14 protein-coding genes are annotated in these 15,690 nt (G+C 44.5%); 4 read left to right on the top strand and 10 right to left on the bottom strand.

The window, feature by feature from the left end; translation table 11 throughout:
- Positions 1–45: 45 nt before the first annotated feature.
- The gene (locus tag AACR11_RS00655) at positions 46–522 is read left to right on the top strand and encodes a peptide-methionine (S)-S-oxide reductase (protein ID WP_005453009.1); all 477 of its coding nucleotides are present in this window, start codon (positions 46–48) and stop codon (positions 520–522) included.
- A gap of 152 nt (positions 523–674) precedes the next feature.
- Here AACR11_RS00655 and AACR11_RS00650 read toward each other — a convergent pair whose 3' ends face one another.
- The 10 genes from AACR11_RS00650 to AACR11_RS00605 form a co-directional block, all read right to left on the bottom strand.
- Complete coding sequence (locus tag AACR11_RS00650) at positions 675–2,087, bottom strand: alginate export family protein (RefSeq protein ID WP_005453010.1); 1,413 nt, start codon at positions 2,085–2,087, stop codon at positions 675–677.
- 101 nt (positions 2,088–2,188) lie between these two features.
- Entirely contained in the window at positions 2,189–3,775 is a 1,587-nt protein-coding gene (locus AACR11_RS00645) for a PTS transporter subunit EIIC (protein WP_005453012.1), read from the bottom strand.
- A gap of 3 nt (positions 3,776–3,778) precedes the next feature.
- Positions 3,779–5,185 carry a Sapep family Mn(2+)-dependent dipeptidase gene (locus AACR11_RS00640; protein WP_029788266.1) on the bottom strand — a complete coding sequence of 469 codons (1,407 nt, stop codon included), beginning with the start codon at positions 5,183–5,185 and terminating at the stop codon, positions 3,779–3,781.
- 59 nt (positions 5,186–5,244) lie between these two features.
- On the bottom strand, positions 5,245–5,940 hold the full coding sequence (gene rpiA, locus AACR11_RS00635) for a ribose-5-phosphate isomerase RpiA (RefSeq protein WP_017818469.1): 696 nt from the start codon (positions 5,938–5,940) through the stop codon (positions 5,245–5,247).
- Complete coding sequence (gene tkt, locus AACR11_RS00630) at positions 5,940–7,937, bottom strand: transketolase (RefSeq protein ID WP_029788267.1); 1,998 nt, start codon at positions 7,935–7,937, stop codon at positions 5,940–5,942. Before tkt ends, rpiA begins: the two co-directional genes overlap by 1 nt.
- A 12-nt stretch (positions 7,938–7,949) precedes the next feature.
- Positions 7,950–8,903, bottom strand: a complete 954-nt coding sequence (gene tal / locus AACR11_RS00625; protein WP_029788268.1) for a transaldolase — start codon at positions 8,901–8,903, stop codon at positions 7,950–7,952.
- Positions 8,904–8,907: 4 nt separating this feature from the next.
- Positions 8,908–9,642 carry an HAD family hydrolase gene (locus tag AACR11_RS00620; protein ID WP_017189624.1) on the bottom strand — a complete coding sequence of 245 codons (735 nt, stop codon included), beginning with the start codon at positions 9,640–9,642 and terminating at the stop codon, positions 8,908–8,910.
- Between the two features lie 23 nt (positions 9,643–9,665).
- Positions 9,666–10,823, bottom strand: a complete 1,158-nt coding sequence (locus AACR11_RS00615; protein ID WP_029788269.1) for an iron-containing alcohol dehydrogenase — start codon at positions 10,821–10,823, stop codon at positions 9,666–9,668.
- A 71-nt stretch (positions 10,824–10,894) separates the two neighbouring features.
- Positions 10,895–11,605: a ribulose-phosphate 3-epimerase gene (locus tag AACR11_RS00610; RefSeq protein WP_005453033.1), complete on the bottom strand. Its 711-nt coding sequence runs from the start codon at positions 11,603–11,605 to the stop codon at positions 10,895–10,897.
- A gap of 9 nt (positions 11,606–11,614) precedes the next feature.
- The gene (locus AACR11_RS00605) at positions 11,615–12,460 is read right to left on the bottom strand and encodes a Cof-type HAD-IIB family hydrolase (RefSeq protein WP_005453034.1); all 846 of its coding nucleotides are present in this window, start codon (positions 12,458–12,460) and stop codon (positions 11,615–11,617) included.
- A 212-nt stretch (positions 12,461–12,672) separates the two neighbouring features.
- On the opposite strand from AACR11_RS00605, the gene ulaR reads away from it, so the two are divergent.
- From ulaR to AACR11_RS00590, 3 genes are all read left to right on the top strand, one after another.
- The gene (gene ulaR / locus AACR11_RS00600; RefSeq protein ID WP_005453036.1) at positions 12,673–13,449 is read left to right on the top strand and encodes an HTH-type transcriptional regulator UlaR; all 777 of its coding nucleotides are present in this window, start codon (positions 12,673–12,675) and stop codon (positions 13,447–13,449) included.
- Positions 13,450–13,734: 285 nt separating this feature from the next.
- Complete coding sequence (locus AACR11_RS00595) at positions 13,735–14,175, top strand: PTS sugar transporter subunit IIA (protein WP_005436338.1); 441 nt, start codon at positions 13,735–13,737, stop codon at positions 14,173–14,175.
- A gap of 11 nt (positions 14,176–14,186) precedes the next feature.
- On the top strand, positions 14,187–15,587 hold the full coding sequence (locus tag AACR11_RS00590; protein WP_005453038.1) for a fructose-specific PTS transporter subunit EIIC: 1,401 nt from the start codon (positions 14,187–14,189) through the stop codon (positions 15,585–15,587).
- Positions 15,588–15,690: the final 103 nt, after the last annotated feature.

The raw sequence follows: 15,690 nt of genomic DNA, 5'->3' as shown, positions 1-15,690 counted from the left end.
TGAAAGTGATGCCCATAATGGCGCAAAGTTTTTCAGGACAGAATGATGGAAGAAATTTACTTCGCAGGCGGCTGCCTTTGGGGCGTTCAAGAATTTATGCGTCACCTTCCGGGCGTAATCAGCACCGAGGCAGGACGAGCAAATGGCACGACGGACAACACTCAAACCGAATACGATGGCTACGCGGAATGCGTGAAAACCCAGTTCGACCCTGCACAAGTGTCGGTTGAAACTTTAATGGGGTATCTGTTTGAGATCATCGACCCGCACAGTGTTAACAAGCAAGGTGAGGACGTAGGTGAGAAGTACCGTACTGGTGTCTATAGCCAAAACGAACAACACCTAGCCATCGCTAAAGCATTTATCGCAGCAAGACCAGATGCCGATAAAATCGCCGTAGAAGTACTACCACTCACAAACTACGTGCCAAGTGATGATGAGCACCAAGACAGACTCACACGCTTTCCAAACGACTACTGCCATATCCCGTTAGATTTGCTGCATAAGTACAAGCAAAACTAATGGTATCCACTGAGCACTTCCCAATTTTCCAATAAAAAAGCCCAGCATGTCGACTGGGCAAAATTGCTGCTTAAAAAACATGACGTGCCTTAATCAAGGCAAATAGGACAGATAAAAGCAGTATGCTTGGATATTTATCGTCTATCGCAATACTAGAAGTTGTAGATCACTGCGATTTCGGCACGAGTAATGTTGTCGCTTTGAGGACCGACAACATCACGCGTATAGTCACTATCCAACGCATAGTACAGGTTCAACTCCGTTTTTAGGTTGCCCGTAATGTAGTTGTGGAACTGCAGATAAAATTGAGTGTAAGCGTATTTTTCATCAGAGTTTTCACCGAACAAAATATCCTGATTTAAGGTATAAATCGCATCGTCTGTATCGGCGCGCCACGTTGACATAAAGCCAGTGATAATGCTCTGTTTTGGCATGTACTCAATAACTGAATAACCGCCAACCTGCATCGCGTTACCGTAAGCCCCGTCATGAGCAAAACCTAGAGGATCCCCCGTCCATAGTGGGTTGAACGTGTTCACTTTATCGCTATCCTTGCTTGTTCCCGATGCATAATGAAGGTTTAAACCTGCACGTACATTCCAATCTGCACTCCAGTTGTAGTTCAGATCTGCATAAGCCATATACGCTGAAATATCTTTGCCAGCATGGTCACCAAACTGATAAACACCATCAACCATGTACCCGAAGCCTTCACGAACAAAATCATGTGCGTGCAAGCCCAGCACTTGAATATCTACATCCCCATCCGGAGCATTAACGAATGAACTGTTGGTCACGTCATTGCTCATGAAATAAGCCTGCATTGCGCCATAGTCCGTGCGCCAATTCGCAAAGATACCTGTGGAGGTTTTTCCGTTGGTTTTGTCATCCCAGTTCCCACTCCAACTGCCATCTTTGCGCAATGGGAAGACTTCTTCACCGTAATAAACATCAAAGTTGATGCCATTCACTCTGTATTTGGCACTCGCCGCATTCCAACTCGATTGCACGGGTGTTGGTTCTCGGTTCATCATTTGCCATTCATTGAGGTAGATCTCTTGGCGTCCTAAACGTGTGCTCAAATACTGTTCACCATCATCGAGCAGCTTGAACTCTGTGAATAGTTGGTGGAAGTCAGTACCAGCATCATCTACCGGACCAGGGTTATCTAAGTTGGTGTAGTTGGTGCGGATTTCACCGTAGATTCGAGCCCAATCTTGGTATGTCACATCAGTAGCAAACTGCATTCGGCTACGGAACTCATTTTTCTTACGTACATCAGAGTCATACATATGATTCCAACGATTATCAAAAGCCGCTTTAATGTTACCGCTAAATGAAACTTTCCACTCTCCATCATCAGTAATATCAAGGCGTTTTAACTTCTCTGAAAAGCTCTTTTCGCTCTCCGCAAGATTGTCTACGTAGCTCCAATCTTCATTTGCACGATCACCCCAAAACACGATTGGGTTTCTTTCAGACCATGTAGGGGCTTCGGTTGCGTGTAGCGCACCAGAAATACTCACTGCAAGCAAGGTTAGGGACACTTTTGTTATATTTTTCATAATTATATTTCCATATTTTGGGTACAGAAATCCCTACCCGTGGTGCTCGCACCACAGGAGGGTTCACTTGTTATTGGTTTTTTATTTGTAGGGGGGAATGATTAAGAGTCGACGCCCAGCGCTTCTTTAATACCTGACGCAATGGTAATAACGTTCGCACCGTAGATGACCTGAATTCCTTTTGGCATTCTCACCACGCCAATTGCATTCAGTTGTTTTTTCCAGACATCATCTGCTGCCGCTAACGTTTCATCATGTAGGGAAACCCTTAAGCGTGTGGCGCAGTTTGAAACGTTATCGATGTTCTCAGCACCACCCAGCGCTTTAATAATTTCGACTGGAAGACCTGCAGAGTTCTGCTCTTTTTTCTTCTTGAAGTCTGCTTTTGAGTAAAGAGCGATATCTGCATCATCGTCCTCTTCACGACCTGGTGTTTTAGAGTTGAACTTCAGAATCACGTACTTAAATGTGTAGAAGTAAACAACGAAGTACAGTGGGATAATCCATAGCAACGCCCAAGCATGTACCTTCTCTGGCTGCAGTAGATTTGGCACCATAAACAACAGTTGGTTACCATGAATAGAGACGCCAAACATCTCAGTAATGACATAAGCCAAACCATTTAATGGCACGTGCACAGCAAAGAACAAGAATGGTTGAACAAACAAGAAAGTGTATTCAAGTGGCTCTGTGATCCCGATAACTGCTGCAGTAAATACGGCAGGGATCATAATCGCAGCGACTTTCTTTTTGTTTTGTGGTTTCGCGGTGACATACATCGCATAAGCCGCACCTGTAAGACCACCAATCTGAATTGGAATACGACCACTAGTAAAGTTATGTGTGATGTAACCAGTTGCCTCAGGGGAGCTCATTTGACCATTCATGATATTACGTACACCTTCGTACACAACGCCATCAATTTCCATTACCCCACCCACACGAGTGTATTCAATTGGGAAGGCGATGAGATGGTGGAGACCAAATGGTAGTAACCCCTTATCAAACACGCCGAATAGGAAAGAGCCAAAGATACCCGAGCTAGTAATAAGCGTCGTGATAGATTGCAGCCCACCAGCGATCGGTGGCCAAGCATGATAAGCGACAAAGCTGATCGGCATAATCGCAAGATAAGCAAAGATTACGACAGCACGTGGACCAGAGAAGAAGCTCAGCATTGCTGGCATTTCAAATTTGTAGAAACGGTTGTGCAGTGCCGCTGTGATACAGCCCACAATGATCCCGCTAAAGATCCCCATGTTATATGAGAATACGCCTAGGTTTTCACCCCATAGTGAATTGAAATTTTGTGCGGCAACTTTGTCGTAACCCATGTTGTTAACAAGGTAATCAACACTGGTCGTTTCCGGTGTCCAGCCGTTAAAAGCGGCAATGGAACCAATCGCGACGTTGAAACACATAAACATGGTAAAGCCTGTAAATGCTGCCCAACCTTTTTCAGATTTTGACAAGGCAAAGGCTAAACCAATCGCAAAGAATGGTGGTAGGTTTCGCATTACCATCAAACCAAGATCGAGCATCAGTTTGAAGAACGCAAAAATGACAGAGTCTTGAGCTGACATTTGGTTTACAACGCCAGCGCCTATCCCTATAAAAATACCTGCAATGACCAGTACAATGATGGAAACCATCATACCGCCGGCAAGTGCTTGAACCTTATCTCTCATAATTTACTCCTGAAGTGATATGAGAACTTTCACGTATATCGTTATTGCTTTTATTAGTGACTCTAGGTTGAGCTGTTCATTTGGCTCGTGCACAAAGGTCACTTCTTCAGGGAAAGTTGGTCCAAAAGCTACTCCATGCTCCAATGCACGCGCGTACGAAGCCGCGCCTTTACTAAAGCAATTTGCATCCGTTCCAGTAACATCGGAATAAGCTTTCCCCATCGCTTGGATAAGGGCACTTTCGGGAGAGAGGTAGGATAGAGGTAAGTACTGATGTTCGACAAAGTTCACACCAGCTTGTTGGGATAAAGCCAGTAATTGGGAACGAACTCTCTCGATACTCAGTCCTTTAGGAAACCGAAAATCAAAATCCAAATTGTAGCCATGCGAATCCATGTTGATGGCAGAAACACAACACGTTGTGTATCCCATCTCATCATCGTTATGGTATAGACCTAACTTATGCCCGACGTAGTCATTTGCAAAGTGGGAATCAAGCAAGTGGACCAAGCTGGCTGAGTTTGGATCTAATCCTTCCACATGACGCATAATGTTGACGAACTTGTCCATGCAGTTATCAACTTTATGCGGGTTGCGGGATTTCTCCCACGGCGTTGAAATCTCAACGCGATAATGTGACTGACAGTCAATCACATCAGCAAAAGCAGCAAACTGATGCGCTACTTTTTCAGCACTAGAGCCTGCCAATTCAAGCACCAAAAAGTGACAAGTGGATGTTCTATCTCGTTCACTCTCGATTCGTCTAATTTGGCATGCGCTATCACTGCTTCTGGCAGAAAATTGCTTCTCCAATGACGCATACAAAATACCCTTTTCACCGTTGACGATTGGGAAGTCGCCATCTGGAGAAAAGCCATATTCTGGCTGCGGATTGTGTTGAAAGTAATGCTCTACACATTCCCAAGTTGTCTCTTCTGCACCACCAATAATGACTCTTATTTTCTTATTGAGAGGGGCAGTAAGTTGTTTAAACAACTTGAGGATGTACAAGCTAGCAATCAGTGGACCTTTGTTGTCTGTTACGCCTCGTCCAAAAACCATGTTATCAATTTTAGTCATGCGGTATGGCGGCGTTCGCCATAGCGTCTCATCCCCTGCTGGCACCACATCAACATGGTGCAGCAGAGCGATTTCTTGATCACCTTGCCCAAAGCTTATATCCAAAGCATAACCTCGGTGATCACGCACTTCTAAACCTTCTCTTTCAGCAAATTTGATTAAGTAATCAAACGCTTGTCTAATTTGATAACCAAACGGAGCATTCTCTGTTTGTGTCGTCAAATCACGTACTGATGGAATAGCAACTAGCTCAGATAAATCGTTAAGTAACTCATCAATATGCTGTTCAAGATACTCGATTGCTTCTGTCGAAAACTTGCTTTCCATCATGTTTAATCCCTTAAATCCCTAGCCAAGAAGAGGTTATTAATAAACTTGTTATCAGGCTCTCAATTTACCGATAACCAACGAACGCCTTGTGTATTTGAAAACGCCATATAGTGCGCACGGCATTGAGAAAATATGCCATTCTCAACCACACCTGAAAGGGAGTTCAGTCGCTGTTCTAATTCGGTTGGCTCACTCATATCTAGACCAGAAACATCCAAAATGATATTGCCATTATCAGTAACGCAATCAGGGCGTTGCAAAGGACGACCACCAAGGGATTTTAAGGCGAGAATAACTGGCATTTTCGCCGCTGGGAGGACTTCAATTGGCAGAGGGAATTTCCCCAGCGTCTCCACTAAACGTCCTTCATCTGAGATGGTGATAAAGCACTTAGTCATAGAGGCAATGACTTTTTCACGCCCTAAAGCCGCGCCCCCACCTTTGATTGTGATGCCGTTTGTTAACCCTTCATCAATGCCATCAACGTAATAATCCACGTACAAGCAGTCTGCGAGAGGGATTTCTTTCAAACCTGAACTCTGGATGGCTTTAGAAGAGCGTTCTGAACTTGATACACAGTGAGCAAACGCCACGCCACTAGCTGCCAATAATTGGACAAATACTTCTGCTGTTGCACCTGTACCAATTCCAATAACCGTATCTGGAGTGACATTTTGTAGAATGTGGTCCAAGGCTGCTTTCGCAGCCTTGACTCTTACACATTCATCCACCGTATTTGTGATGAAAGTTTCCATTACGCGTTCTCCATCATACGCTTGGCAGTATCCACAACGTTTGCCACAGTAAAGCCGTACATTTCAAAGAGCTGATCAGCTGGTGCAGACTCACCAAAGCTCGTCATACCGATGATCTCTCCTTGTAAGCCAGCGTACTTAAACCAGTAATCTCGAATACCAGCTTCAATCGCGATACGCTTGGTCACATTGGTTGGGAGAACGTGTTGTTGGTATTGTGCACTCTGCGCGTCAAACACGTCGGTTGCAGGCATCGAAACCACACGACAGCGAACATTGTTCAACTGCGCCTTTGCGTCCATAGCAAGAGCAACTTCAGAACCCGTGGCAATGAGAATAAGCTCAGGTTCACCGTCACAGTCGGACAAGATGTAACCACCTTTCGCGATGTTTTCTAATGTCTCCTCATCACGCTCAAATTGAACAAGATTCTGGCGCGAGAAAATCAGTGAAGTTGGACCATCCGTTCTCTCGACAGCGGCTTTCCAAGCGACTGCGGTCTCGACTTGGTCACAAGGACGCCATGTGCTCATGTTTGGCGTTAAACGCAGTGATGCGATTTGTTCCACAGGTTGATGCGTTGGACCATCTTCACCCAAACCAATTGAATCATGCGTGTAGACAAAGATGCTGCGTTGCTTCATCAATGCGGCCATACGCAATGCATTACGTGCGTATTCCATAAATATTAAGAATGTGCCGCCATAAGGAATAAAACCGCCGTGGAGAGCAATGCCATTCATCATGGCTGACATGGCAAACTCACGAACTCCGTAACTAAGGTAGTTACCTGAAGCATCCTGAGCGGTAATCGCTTTTGAACCAGACCAATTCGTTAGGTTTGATGGAGTTAGATCTGCCGAGCCACCTAGGAATTCAGGTAAGTGCGCGCCGAAGGCCTCAATCGCGTTTTGCGATGCTTTGCGAGTCGCGATAGTCGCAGGGTTGGCTTGCAAAGTTTTAATCACATCTTCACTGATTTGAGTCCAGTTTTCTGGTAGGTCGCCCTTTACTCGACGATTAAACTCTGCTGCCAGATCTGGGTATGCCGATTCATATTCCACAAAGCGATTCGCCCATTGTGCTTCCGCATCTTTACCTGCAACTTTGGCATCCCACGCTTGATAGATTTCATGCGGGATTTCAAACGGGGCGTATTCCCAACCTAGGTTTTGACGTACTAGCGCTACCTCTTCTTCACCTAACGGTGCACCATGGCAATCGTGGCTTGCTGATTTGTTTGGCGATCCAAAGCCAATAATGGTTTTACAGCAAATTAACGTTGGCTTACTGGTTTCTGCCTGAGCCTCTAGAATCGCTTGGCGAATTGATTGAGCGTTATGACCATCAACATCCGCAATGACGTGCCAACCATATGCTTCAAAACGTTTAGGCGTATCATCCGAAAACCATCCCTCAACCTCGCCATCAATTGAGATGCCATTGTCATCCCAAAACGCAATCAGCTTGCCTAAACCTAGTGTGCCAGCTAACGAACAAGCTTCGTGGGAAATGCCTTCCATCATGCAGCCATCACCCATAAACACATAAGTGTGGTGGTCAACGATATCATGACCAGGACGGTTAAACTGATCAGCTAGTACCTTCTCAGCGAGTGCCATACCAACACCATTGGTAATGCCTTGACCTAGCGGACCAGTCGTTGTTTCAATCCCCGGTGCATAACCATATTCTGGATGTCCCGCCGTCTTAGCATGCAACTGACGGAAAGATTGAATATCTTCCATCGTCAAATCATAGCCAGACAAATGCAATAAGCTGTAAATCAGCATAGAGCCATGACCGTTAGAAAGAATGAAACGGTCACGATCCGGCCAATTAGGGTTGGTGGGATTATGTTTTAGAAAATCACGCCACAGAACTTCCGCAATATCCGCCATGCCCATCGGTGCACCAGGGTGACCAGAGCCAGCTTTTTGCACCGCATCCATACTCAATACACGAATCGTGTCTGCAAGTTTATTTCGAGAGATCATCTTCACTGCTCCTTACAGACGTGCTTCAATCATTGCTTCTAGTTTGCCTTGGTCTACGGCAAAGTTACGAATACCCTCAGACAACTTCTCTGTCGCCATTGGATCTTGGTTCATTTCCCAACGGAACTCAGCTTCAGTCATTGCCGTTGGCACAGGGTTCACATTCGTGCGTTGAGCATAAAGCTTTGGTTCAACCTCACCCTCTTGCGCTGCAAGCTGATCTAAGATTGCAGGACCAATCGTTAGACGATCACAGCCAGCTAGAGCGAGCACTTCGTCAGCATTACGGAAGCTAGCACCCATAACCACAGTGTTGTAGCCATGATCTTTGTAGTAGTTGTAAATCTTAGAAACCGAGACAACACCCGGGTCTTCATGTGGAAGGTATTCTTTTTGATCAGTATTGTTTTTGTACCAATCTAAGATACGACCAACAAATGGAGAGATAAGGAATGCCCCCGCTTCTGCACACGCTTTTGCCTGAGCAAAGTTAAACAGCAGCGTTAGGTTACAGTTAATACCTTCTTTTTCGAGTACTTCTGCTGCACGAATGCCTTCCCATGTTGACGCCAGCTTGATCAAAATGCGCGCTTTCTCAATGCCAGCTTCTTGGTACATGGCGATCAATTTTCGCGCTTTCACCAAACTGGATTCTTTATCAAATGATAAGCGAGCATCAACCTCAGTAGAGATACGCCCTGGTACGGTTTTTAAGATTTCCACGCCGATGTTGACCGCCAATTTATCGCTTGCATCGATGATCTGCTGTGCTCTATCTGCGCTTTGTTTTTTCGCCCATTCAATCGCATCTACAATCAAGTGATCGTATTGAGGCATCTCTGCCGCTTTAAGCACTAATGAAGGGTTTGTCGTCGCATCTTGAGGCTGGAATGCAGCAATCGCATCAATGTCACCAGTATCAGCAACAACCGTTGTGTATTTTTTCAATTGTTCTAATTTGTTCATAACTCTATCTCGATAAGTTGATAATCAATTGCGCTAGCGAAATTTGACTCATTGACGATAAAACAATGTCTGCATGCGAGACATCTAAGTGCTGAGTCAGGTAATTGGTTACCGCAACTGTTGAAATACCTGCCGCTCGAGCCGCTGTAACTCCTGGAGGAGAGTCCTCAAAGGCAATGGCTTGACTGGCAGAAACTCCGAGTTTTTCTAGGCTAGTGAGATAAACGTCAGGAGATGGCTTACGACGTTCAATCGAGATTTCTTCTGCTCCGGTGAAACAGTCAAAGTAATGTTCTAAATTCAGGCGCTTCAGAATCGGCATGTAATGCTCGTATTCAGAACTTGTTGCTAACGCCATCTTAAGCTCCATTTGCTTTGCTGTGTCTAGATAGCAGCGAACACCTTTTCGTTCTGTTTGAAGTGCAATCAGTCGATAAGCATGACTAAAGACTTGTTGTCTGATTTCATCATCAGATAACACTTGCTTTGAATGATATCGATAAAGGTCACAAAGAGAGGTTGCTGGTACTGAGCTCCCAACTAGACCAGCAACCTGGAGTGGCGAAACATCAATCCCGAATGGCTTCATTAGAGCTTCCCAGGCCCTAAACAAACAGGTTTCTGTATCGACGAGTAGACCATCGAAATCGAAGATTAACGCTTGAATATCACGACGTTTGATGTCCTCTCTATCCACATTCAACGCTGCAAATTTCATTGTTTTTACTTCGTTTTCCATGTTCTCAACCCCTTTTTGTTCTGCTATACCAAGCTGGCGTGCAGAATCGTTTTCATCTCTTCGCCTGTTGTCAAAGGTAGGTTGAAGCAAAACGCTGGTTCTAATGCCTTTACGTCTTCCTCTGTGACTCCTACCTGCGTTAGGTTGTGCTCTAAACCAATTTGCCCTAAAAACGTGACTAAGTGCGTTGCTAGCGATTGCGCTTTTTCTTCAGTGCTTCCCACGGCACCAAATAGCTCAGCAACTTTTGCGTAACGTTCTGGTTGTTTACGCCATTGCAGTTGAACATAAGCGGGATAAACCACCGCTAGTGTTAAACCATGAGGTAAATTCGTTTTTCTACTACCTAAGATTTCCCCTAGAGGATGCGGTGCGCCTGCGCCACCATTAGCCAAGGAGATCCCAGCCAACGTATCAGCGCTTGCCAATCGACAACGACCTTCGATATCGGAGCCGTTCTTCACAACAGCAGGCAAGTTTTCTACCACCAGTTTCATGGCTTCTAGCGCCAAACTATCAACTAATGGTGAAGGCTTTGTGCCGGTGTACGACTCAAACGCATGTGAAAACGCATCAAAACCAGTCATCGCTGTCATACGAGGTGGTAAGGTCAGCATTAATTCAGGATCAATAATGGCTTCACATGGATAAAAATCAGGATGGAACAATGTCAGTTTTGAGTGGCTATCAAGATCAGTAATAACCGCTGCATGAGTAACCTGAGAGCCCGTTCCAGATGTTGTTGGTATCGCAATCAAAGGCACAGTTGATGCTGGCAGCGCCTTAATATCACCAAAAGGCGAATCATAATTTTTAAACCAGTGTGCCCACTCAATTGTGTCAACCTTCATGGTTGCTGCGATGATCTTCGCGGTATCAATCGATGAACCACCGCCAATGGCAAGTACAACGTCACAGTCAGCTTCGATACCAACTTGTCGTCCAAGCTCAACAACCGTCGTTGGCGGATTAGGTACAACGCCATCGAAGTGCGTTACGTGAATATCTTGTTCGGCAAGCAAAGCAAAAATACGGTCATAAGCTGGTTTAACTGCTTCAAATATCGGTTCAGAGACAATCAAACAGCGTCGACCGTATTTGGCAATCATATGACCAATTTGGCTCACATTGCCCGGGCCAAAGCTCAGCTTAGTCGGTTGGTAGTGATTAAAATGTGTCATGGCAATTCCTTGGTTGGTGTCGAGCCGGAGCATTTCGAGGGGGAAGTTCAGCCCGACACCATTAACTCTAATTAAGCTAGTTCAGCGGCAACGGCTTCTTCAGCAGCATTCAGTGCAGCACGGAAATCTTTTACGCCAGCTGTAATGCCTTCTTTGTGACCGAAGATGTTGGTTGATGCCACCATCACATCAATGTCTTCTTTCAACAGCGGCTCTAGGTTGTGGTTACGGATACCACCGTCAACACACAATTCACAGTTAGGGTTACGCTCGTTAATTAGCTGACGCGCTTCGCGAATCATTTCAATCGCAGACTCACGCCATAACCATTCATCGTTGTTCACGCCATGAATAACAATGTGTAGTCGGTCTAGGTAGTAAATTGCTTCTTTAACGAAAGAGACAGGAGTAAAACAGCCAACGGTTAGACCAAACTTCATGTTGTAGTCACGGCAGTACTTCATCATGTACGCCAATGGCGCACCCAAGAAGTTCTCTGCTGGAAGAATCAGCATGTCTGCGCCAGCTTTAGCAATCTTTTCTACAAATAGACGATCACAATCTTTAAAGTAAGCGTGGACTTCGATTGGCTTATCCGTGTACTGACGAATACCTTCAACGATTTGATGACCACCCATAAGCTGCATGTTTTTCAAATCATGCATATCAGCAGCATCACAGTGAATGTAATCCGCACCCGCGTCAGACACTTCTTTTACGATATCTGCGATGTGGCCGTAATCTACGTGTGCAAGACCTGCTGCGATTTTTACTTTTTTCATTGTGTTTCCTTAATAGAAGTAAGAGTGTTGGCATGAATGCTGACCTTCAGACACGATCAATCTGAGGTACTGCCCAATGCCGCAACCGTTGTTATCTGTGACAATTAAGTTCGCTAACCCACGAATGGCTGGACTAGCGTTTTCCATTGCTACGGGTTCTCCAACAACGCGTAACATTTCTGCATCGTTGTCTCCGTCACCAAAAGCAATGGTGTATTTCGGATTCAGGTTGAGTTGATTAAGTAGGTGAAGAGTTGCGGTGCCTTTGTTCGCTCCCTTCGCTGTGATATCAAGCTTGTTCGGCGTTGAAAGATCGGCTTGTACATGATGATGAATCAGCGCATCACGTAATTCACAGAGAGCGACTTTGTCTTCGCTAGAGACCAAGACTTTATATACATCACCACATTCATTAAGTAGTGAACGAACACTCGGTACAATTTTCATGTTGTCCTCAACGCCCAGTGCCAACATCTGTCGCTGAAGACCTAAGAAGTGTTCAGATTGTTGAGTCGCGAAAATGCCGTTTTCGCAGTAAAGCGTGAAGTAAAACTGACCAATATTGAGAGTGTCGAGTAACGCATTTAGTGAATTTGAACCAATGACTTGGCTATCGTTAATGCCGCCTTGAACAGGGTCAAACTGGTAGGCGCCATTACAGCAAATCATCGGCAGTTCAATGCCAAGCTGCTTGGCAAAAGGAAGCATCAGGTTATGTGGACGACCACTTGCTAATGTGACTTTATAACCTTCACTAATCGCAAGTTTGATCGCTTCGATATTGTTACTACTGATCTGATTATGGTCATTTAACAGTGTGCCATCTAAATCGATAATGATTGCTTGATACTTCATTTTGGTCTCCAATGACTCTTTGTGACGCAAAATGACTATAAACGGTCAAATAACGTCACGTAAAGTCATTTTTGACTTAAAATGATTCAAAATAGGCTAAAGATCACAAAAATCGGTCACAAACAATTCAAAAAACGTCATTTTGATTTTTTATTTGCTCAAAACGTCAAATTCGGTCAAAATTGGTCAAAACAAAAATCAAGGACTTAACTATGAATGAAGCTCAGCGTCATAGAAGGCTTTTGGAGTATCTAGAAAATCACACGTATATCAGCACGAGCGACTACGTTGAGATGCTTGATATTTCTCTATCAACAGCCCGACGCGACATAACAAAACTCGCAGAAGACGGGAAACTCACTAAGATCCGCAATGGTGCGGAAGTGATTAAATCAGAACAAGTAGCCACACAATCTCATGTTGCTTCTCATTTCATTCCTTCAGAAAAAGACATTGAGAATTTTGCAGCTAAATCTCGGATTGCCCAAGCCGCCGCTGAAATGTGTGATGAAGGTGATAGTGTGGTGGTAAGTGGCAGTAACACAACGTTATTGTTGGGTGACTATTTAGCTGGCAGCAACATTCAAGTGGTGACCAACTTTATGCCACTTGCTTACCAACTCATTCAGAAGAAACATTCTAGTTTGATCATTCTAGGTGGGCAGTATCTACCAGAGCGTCATATTACCATCTCACCAGATGCTGAAAATACTGACGACTATTCAAGTCGTTACGTTTTCTTCACAGGTACTGGTGTTTCGAAAGCTGGCGTGTACACTTCTGATCTCTTGGTTTACATGGCTGAGAAGAAACTATTGGAATACGGTGATCGTCTAGTAGCATTAGTCGATAGTAGCAAGATAGGCAAACACGGCGGAAAGCTTCTGGCTTCTGCCTCTCAACTTGATACCCTAATTACGGATCAAGGTGCCGATGAAACAACACTTAAAGCACTAGAAGAAGCTGGCGTTCAAGTAATTACGGTATAGCAACGTATAGACATAACAGCCGGAAGCAACAGTCATGTTCTTCCGGCTTTTTCAATTAATATTTGATTCCCTTCTCGTTTATTTTCAAGCTTCATTATTAATTTCAAAATAAATGGAATATAAGTCACAATACTAATTCCCTTCTAGCTCATTGATATTAATGACTTCTATCACACTTAGCTCTCAGTGATACAAAAATATAGTTATTGGATTTTTTTTACTATTTCAGAAAACCGTAACATTAATTAAATTTTCCTCATTACTTCAGTACCAATGAGTCAAAAAATGATTACAGAACTAACAAACGTCAATTTAATTAAAGGCAACCTTCAAGCAAATAATAAAAAAGAAGTCTTTGAAGAGCTAGCACAGATGCTATTCGAAAATAATCGAATCAGCAGCAAAGAGGCTTTTTTAACCGACATCGAAGCACGTGAAGCATTGAGCGTGACTTCAATGGACGGCATCGCTTACCCACACGCAAAAAGCAAAGCGGTTACAGAGCCTGCAATCGCTGTTGGCGTAAAGCGCGAAGGCATCGAATATGGCGACGAAGAGGGAGTCAAACCGACCGTATTCTTCATGATTGCCTCACCAGATAACGGTGCCGACCACCATATTTATGTTCTTCAAGAATTATTCGGTAAATTTAGCGAAGAGTTTATTGAAGATATTCATAACGCAAAAGACGAAAACCAAATACTAAATATTTTAATTAATTCATAAGGCGTGAAATTATGAGTACAATCACAGCTCAAGCTAGTAATAATAGCGATTTCAAAAAAATCCTAAGTACCATGAAAGGTCACCTTTTATTCGGTACTTCTCACATGCTTCCATTTATCGTTGCGGGTGGTGTACTACTGGCGCTGGCGGTAATGGCATCAGGTAAGGGTGCGGTTCCTGCGGACGGTTTATTGGCTGATATTTCTAATATCGGTATTAAAGGTCTGGTGCTGTTCCCAATTATTCTTGGTGGCTTTATCGGTTACTCAATTGCAGACAAACCAGCACTAGCTCCAGCGATGATCTCTTCTGGCATCATGGCTGACATGGGCGGCGGCTTCCTTGGTTGTATCGTAGCGGGCTTCATCGCAGGTGGTGTGGTATTCCAACTTAAGAAGATCCCTCTTTCTGCTAACATGACTGCGTTGGGCGCTTACTTCATCTACCCTCTACTAGGTACGCTTATCTCTGCAGGTATCGTTCTATGGGGTATCGGTGAGCCAATCAAGATCTTCATGGCTTCTATGAACGAATTCCTAGCTTCTATGGCTGGCGCTTCTAAAGTGGTTCTAGGTACGATTCTTGGTGGTATGACTGCATTCGATATGGGCGGTCCAATCAACAAAGTAGCAACGCTATTTGCTCAAACTCAAGTTGATACTCAACCATGGCTAATGGGTGGTGTTGGTATCGCAATCTGTACGCCTCCTCTAGGTATGGCGCTAGCAACATTCCTATTCAAGAAGAAGTTCACTAAGCAAGAACAAGAAGCAGGTAAAGCAGCAGCAATCATGGGTTCTATCGGTATCTCTGAAGGTGCTATCCCATTCGCAGCAAACGACCCTGTACGCGTTCTTCCTTCAATCGTTGCTGGTGGTATCGTTGGCTGTGTGTTCGGCTTCCTAACAGACGTACTGCTACACGCACCATGGGGCGGTCTAATCACAGCTCCTGTATCAAGCAACATCCCAATGTACGTTGTGGGTATCGCACTAGGCTCACTAACAACAGCAGTTATCGTTGGCTTCTGGAAACCAGTTGCTGAAGAAGAAGCAGAAGACGAAATCGTTGAAGCAGCACCTGCACAAGCTCAAGCAGCTCCAGCAGCAGGCGAAGGCGAGTACGACATCGTAGCAGTAACATGTTGCCCATCTGGCGTAGCACACACATTCATGGCAGCGAAAGCACTAGAGAAAGCAGGTGCAGCAGCGGGTCTGAAAATCAAAGTAGAAACTCAAGGTCAAAACGGTATCCAGAACCGCATCACTGACCTAGATGTAGCAAACGCGAAGCTGGTTATTCTAGCTCACGATATCCAAGTAAAAGACGCTCACCGCTTTGCAAAAGCAAACGTTGTTGAGTGTTCAACGAAAGAAGCGATGCGTAACGCAGCGACTCTTGTGAAAGCTTAAACCTTAAGCTCCTCCCCCTAAGAGCCCTTTCCCCCAAAGGGCTCTATTTCAAGTTTTTAAGTTTTAGTAATACCCCTGATTTTTTTAATTATATAACCCTACA

Origin of the sequence: Vibrio sp. L85, assembly GCF_963871815.1 — a bacterium.
Lineage (GTDB): Bacteria > Pseudomonadota > Gammaproteobacteria > Enterobacterales > Vibrionaceae > Vibrio > Vibrio harveyi.
Note: the sequence above shows the minus strand (reverse complement) of the source record. Positions and strands in the feature narration are given on the sequence as shown.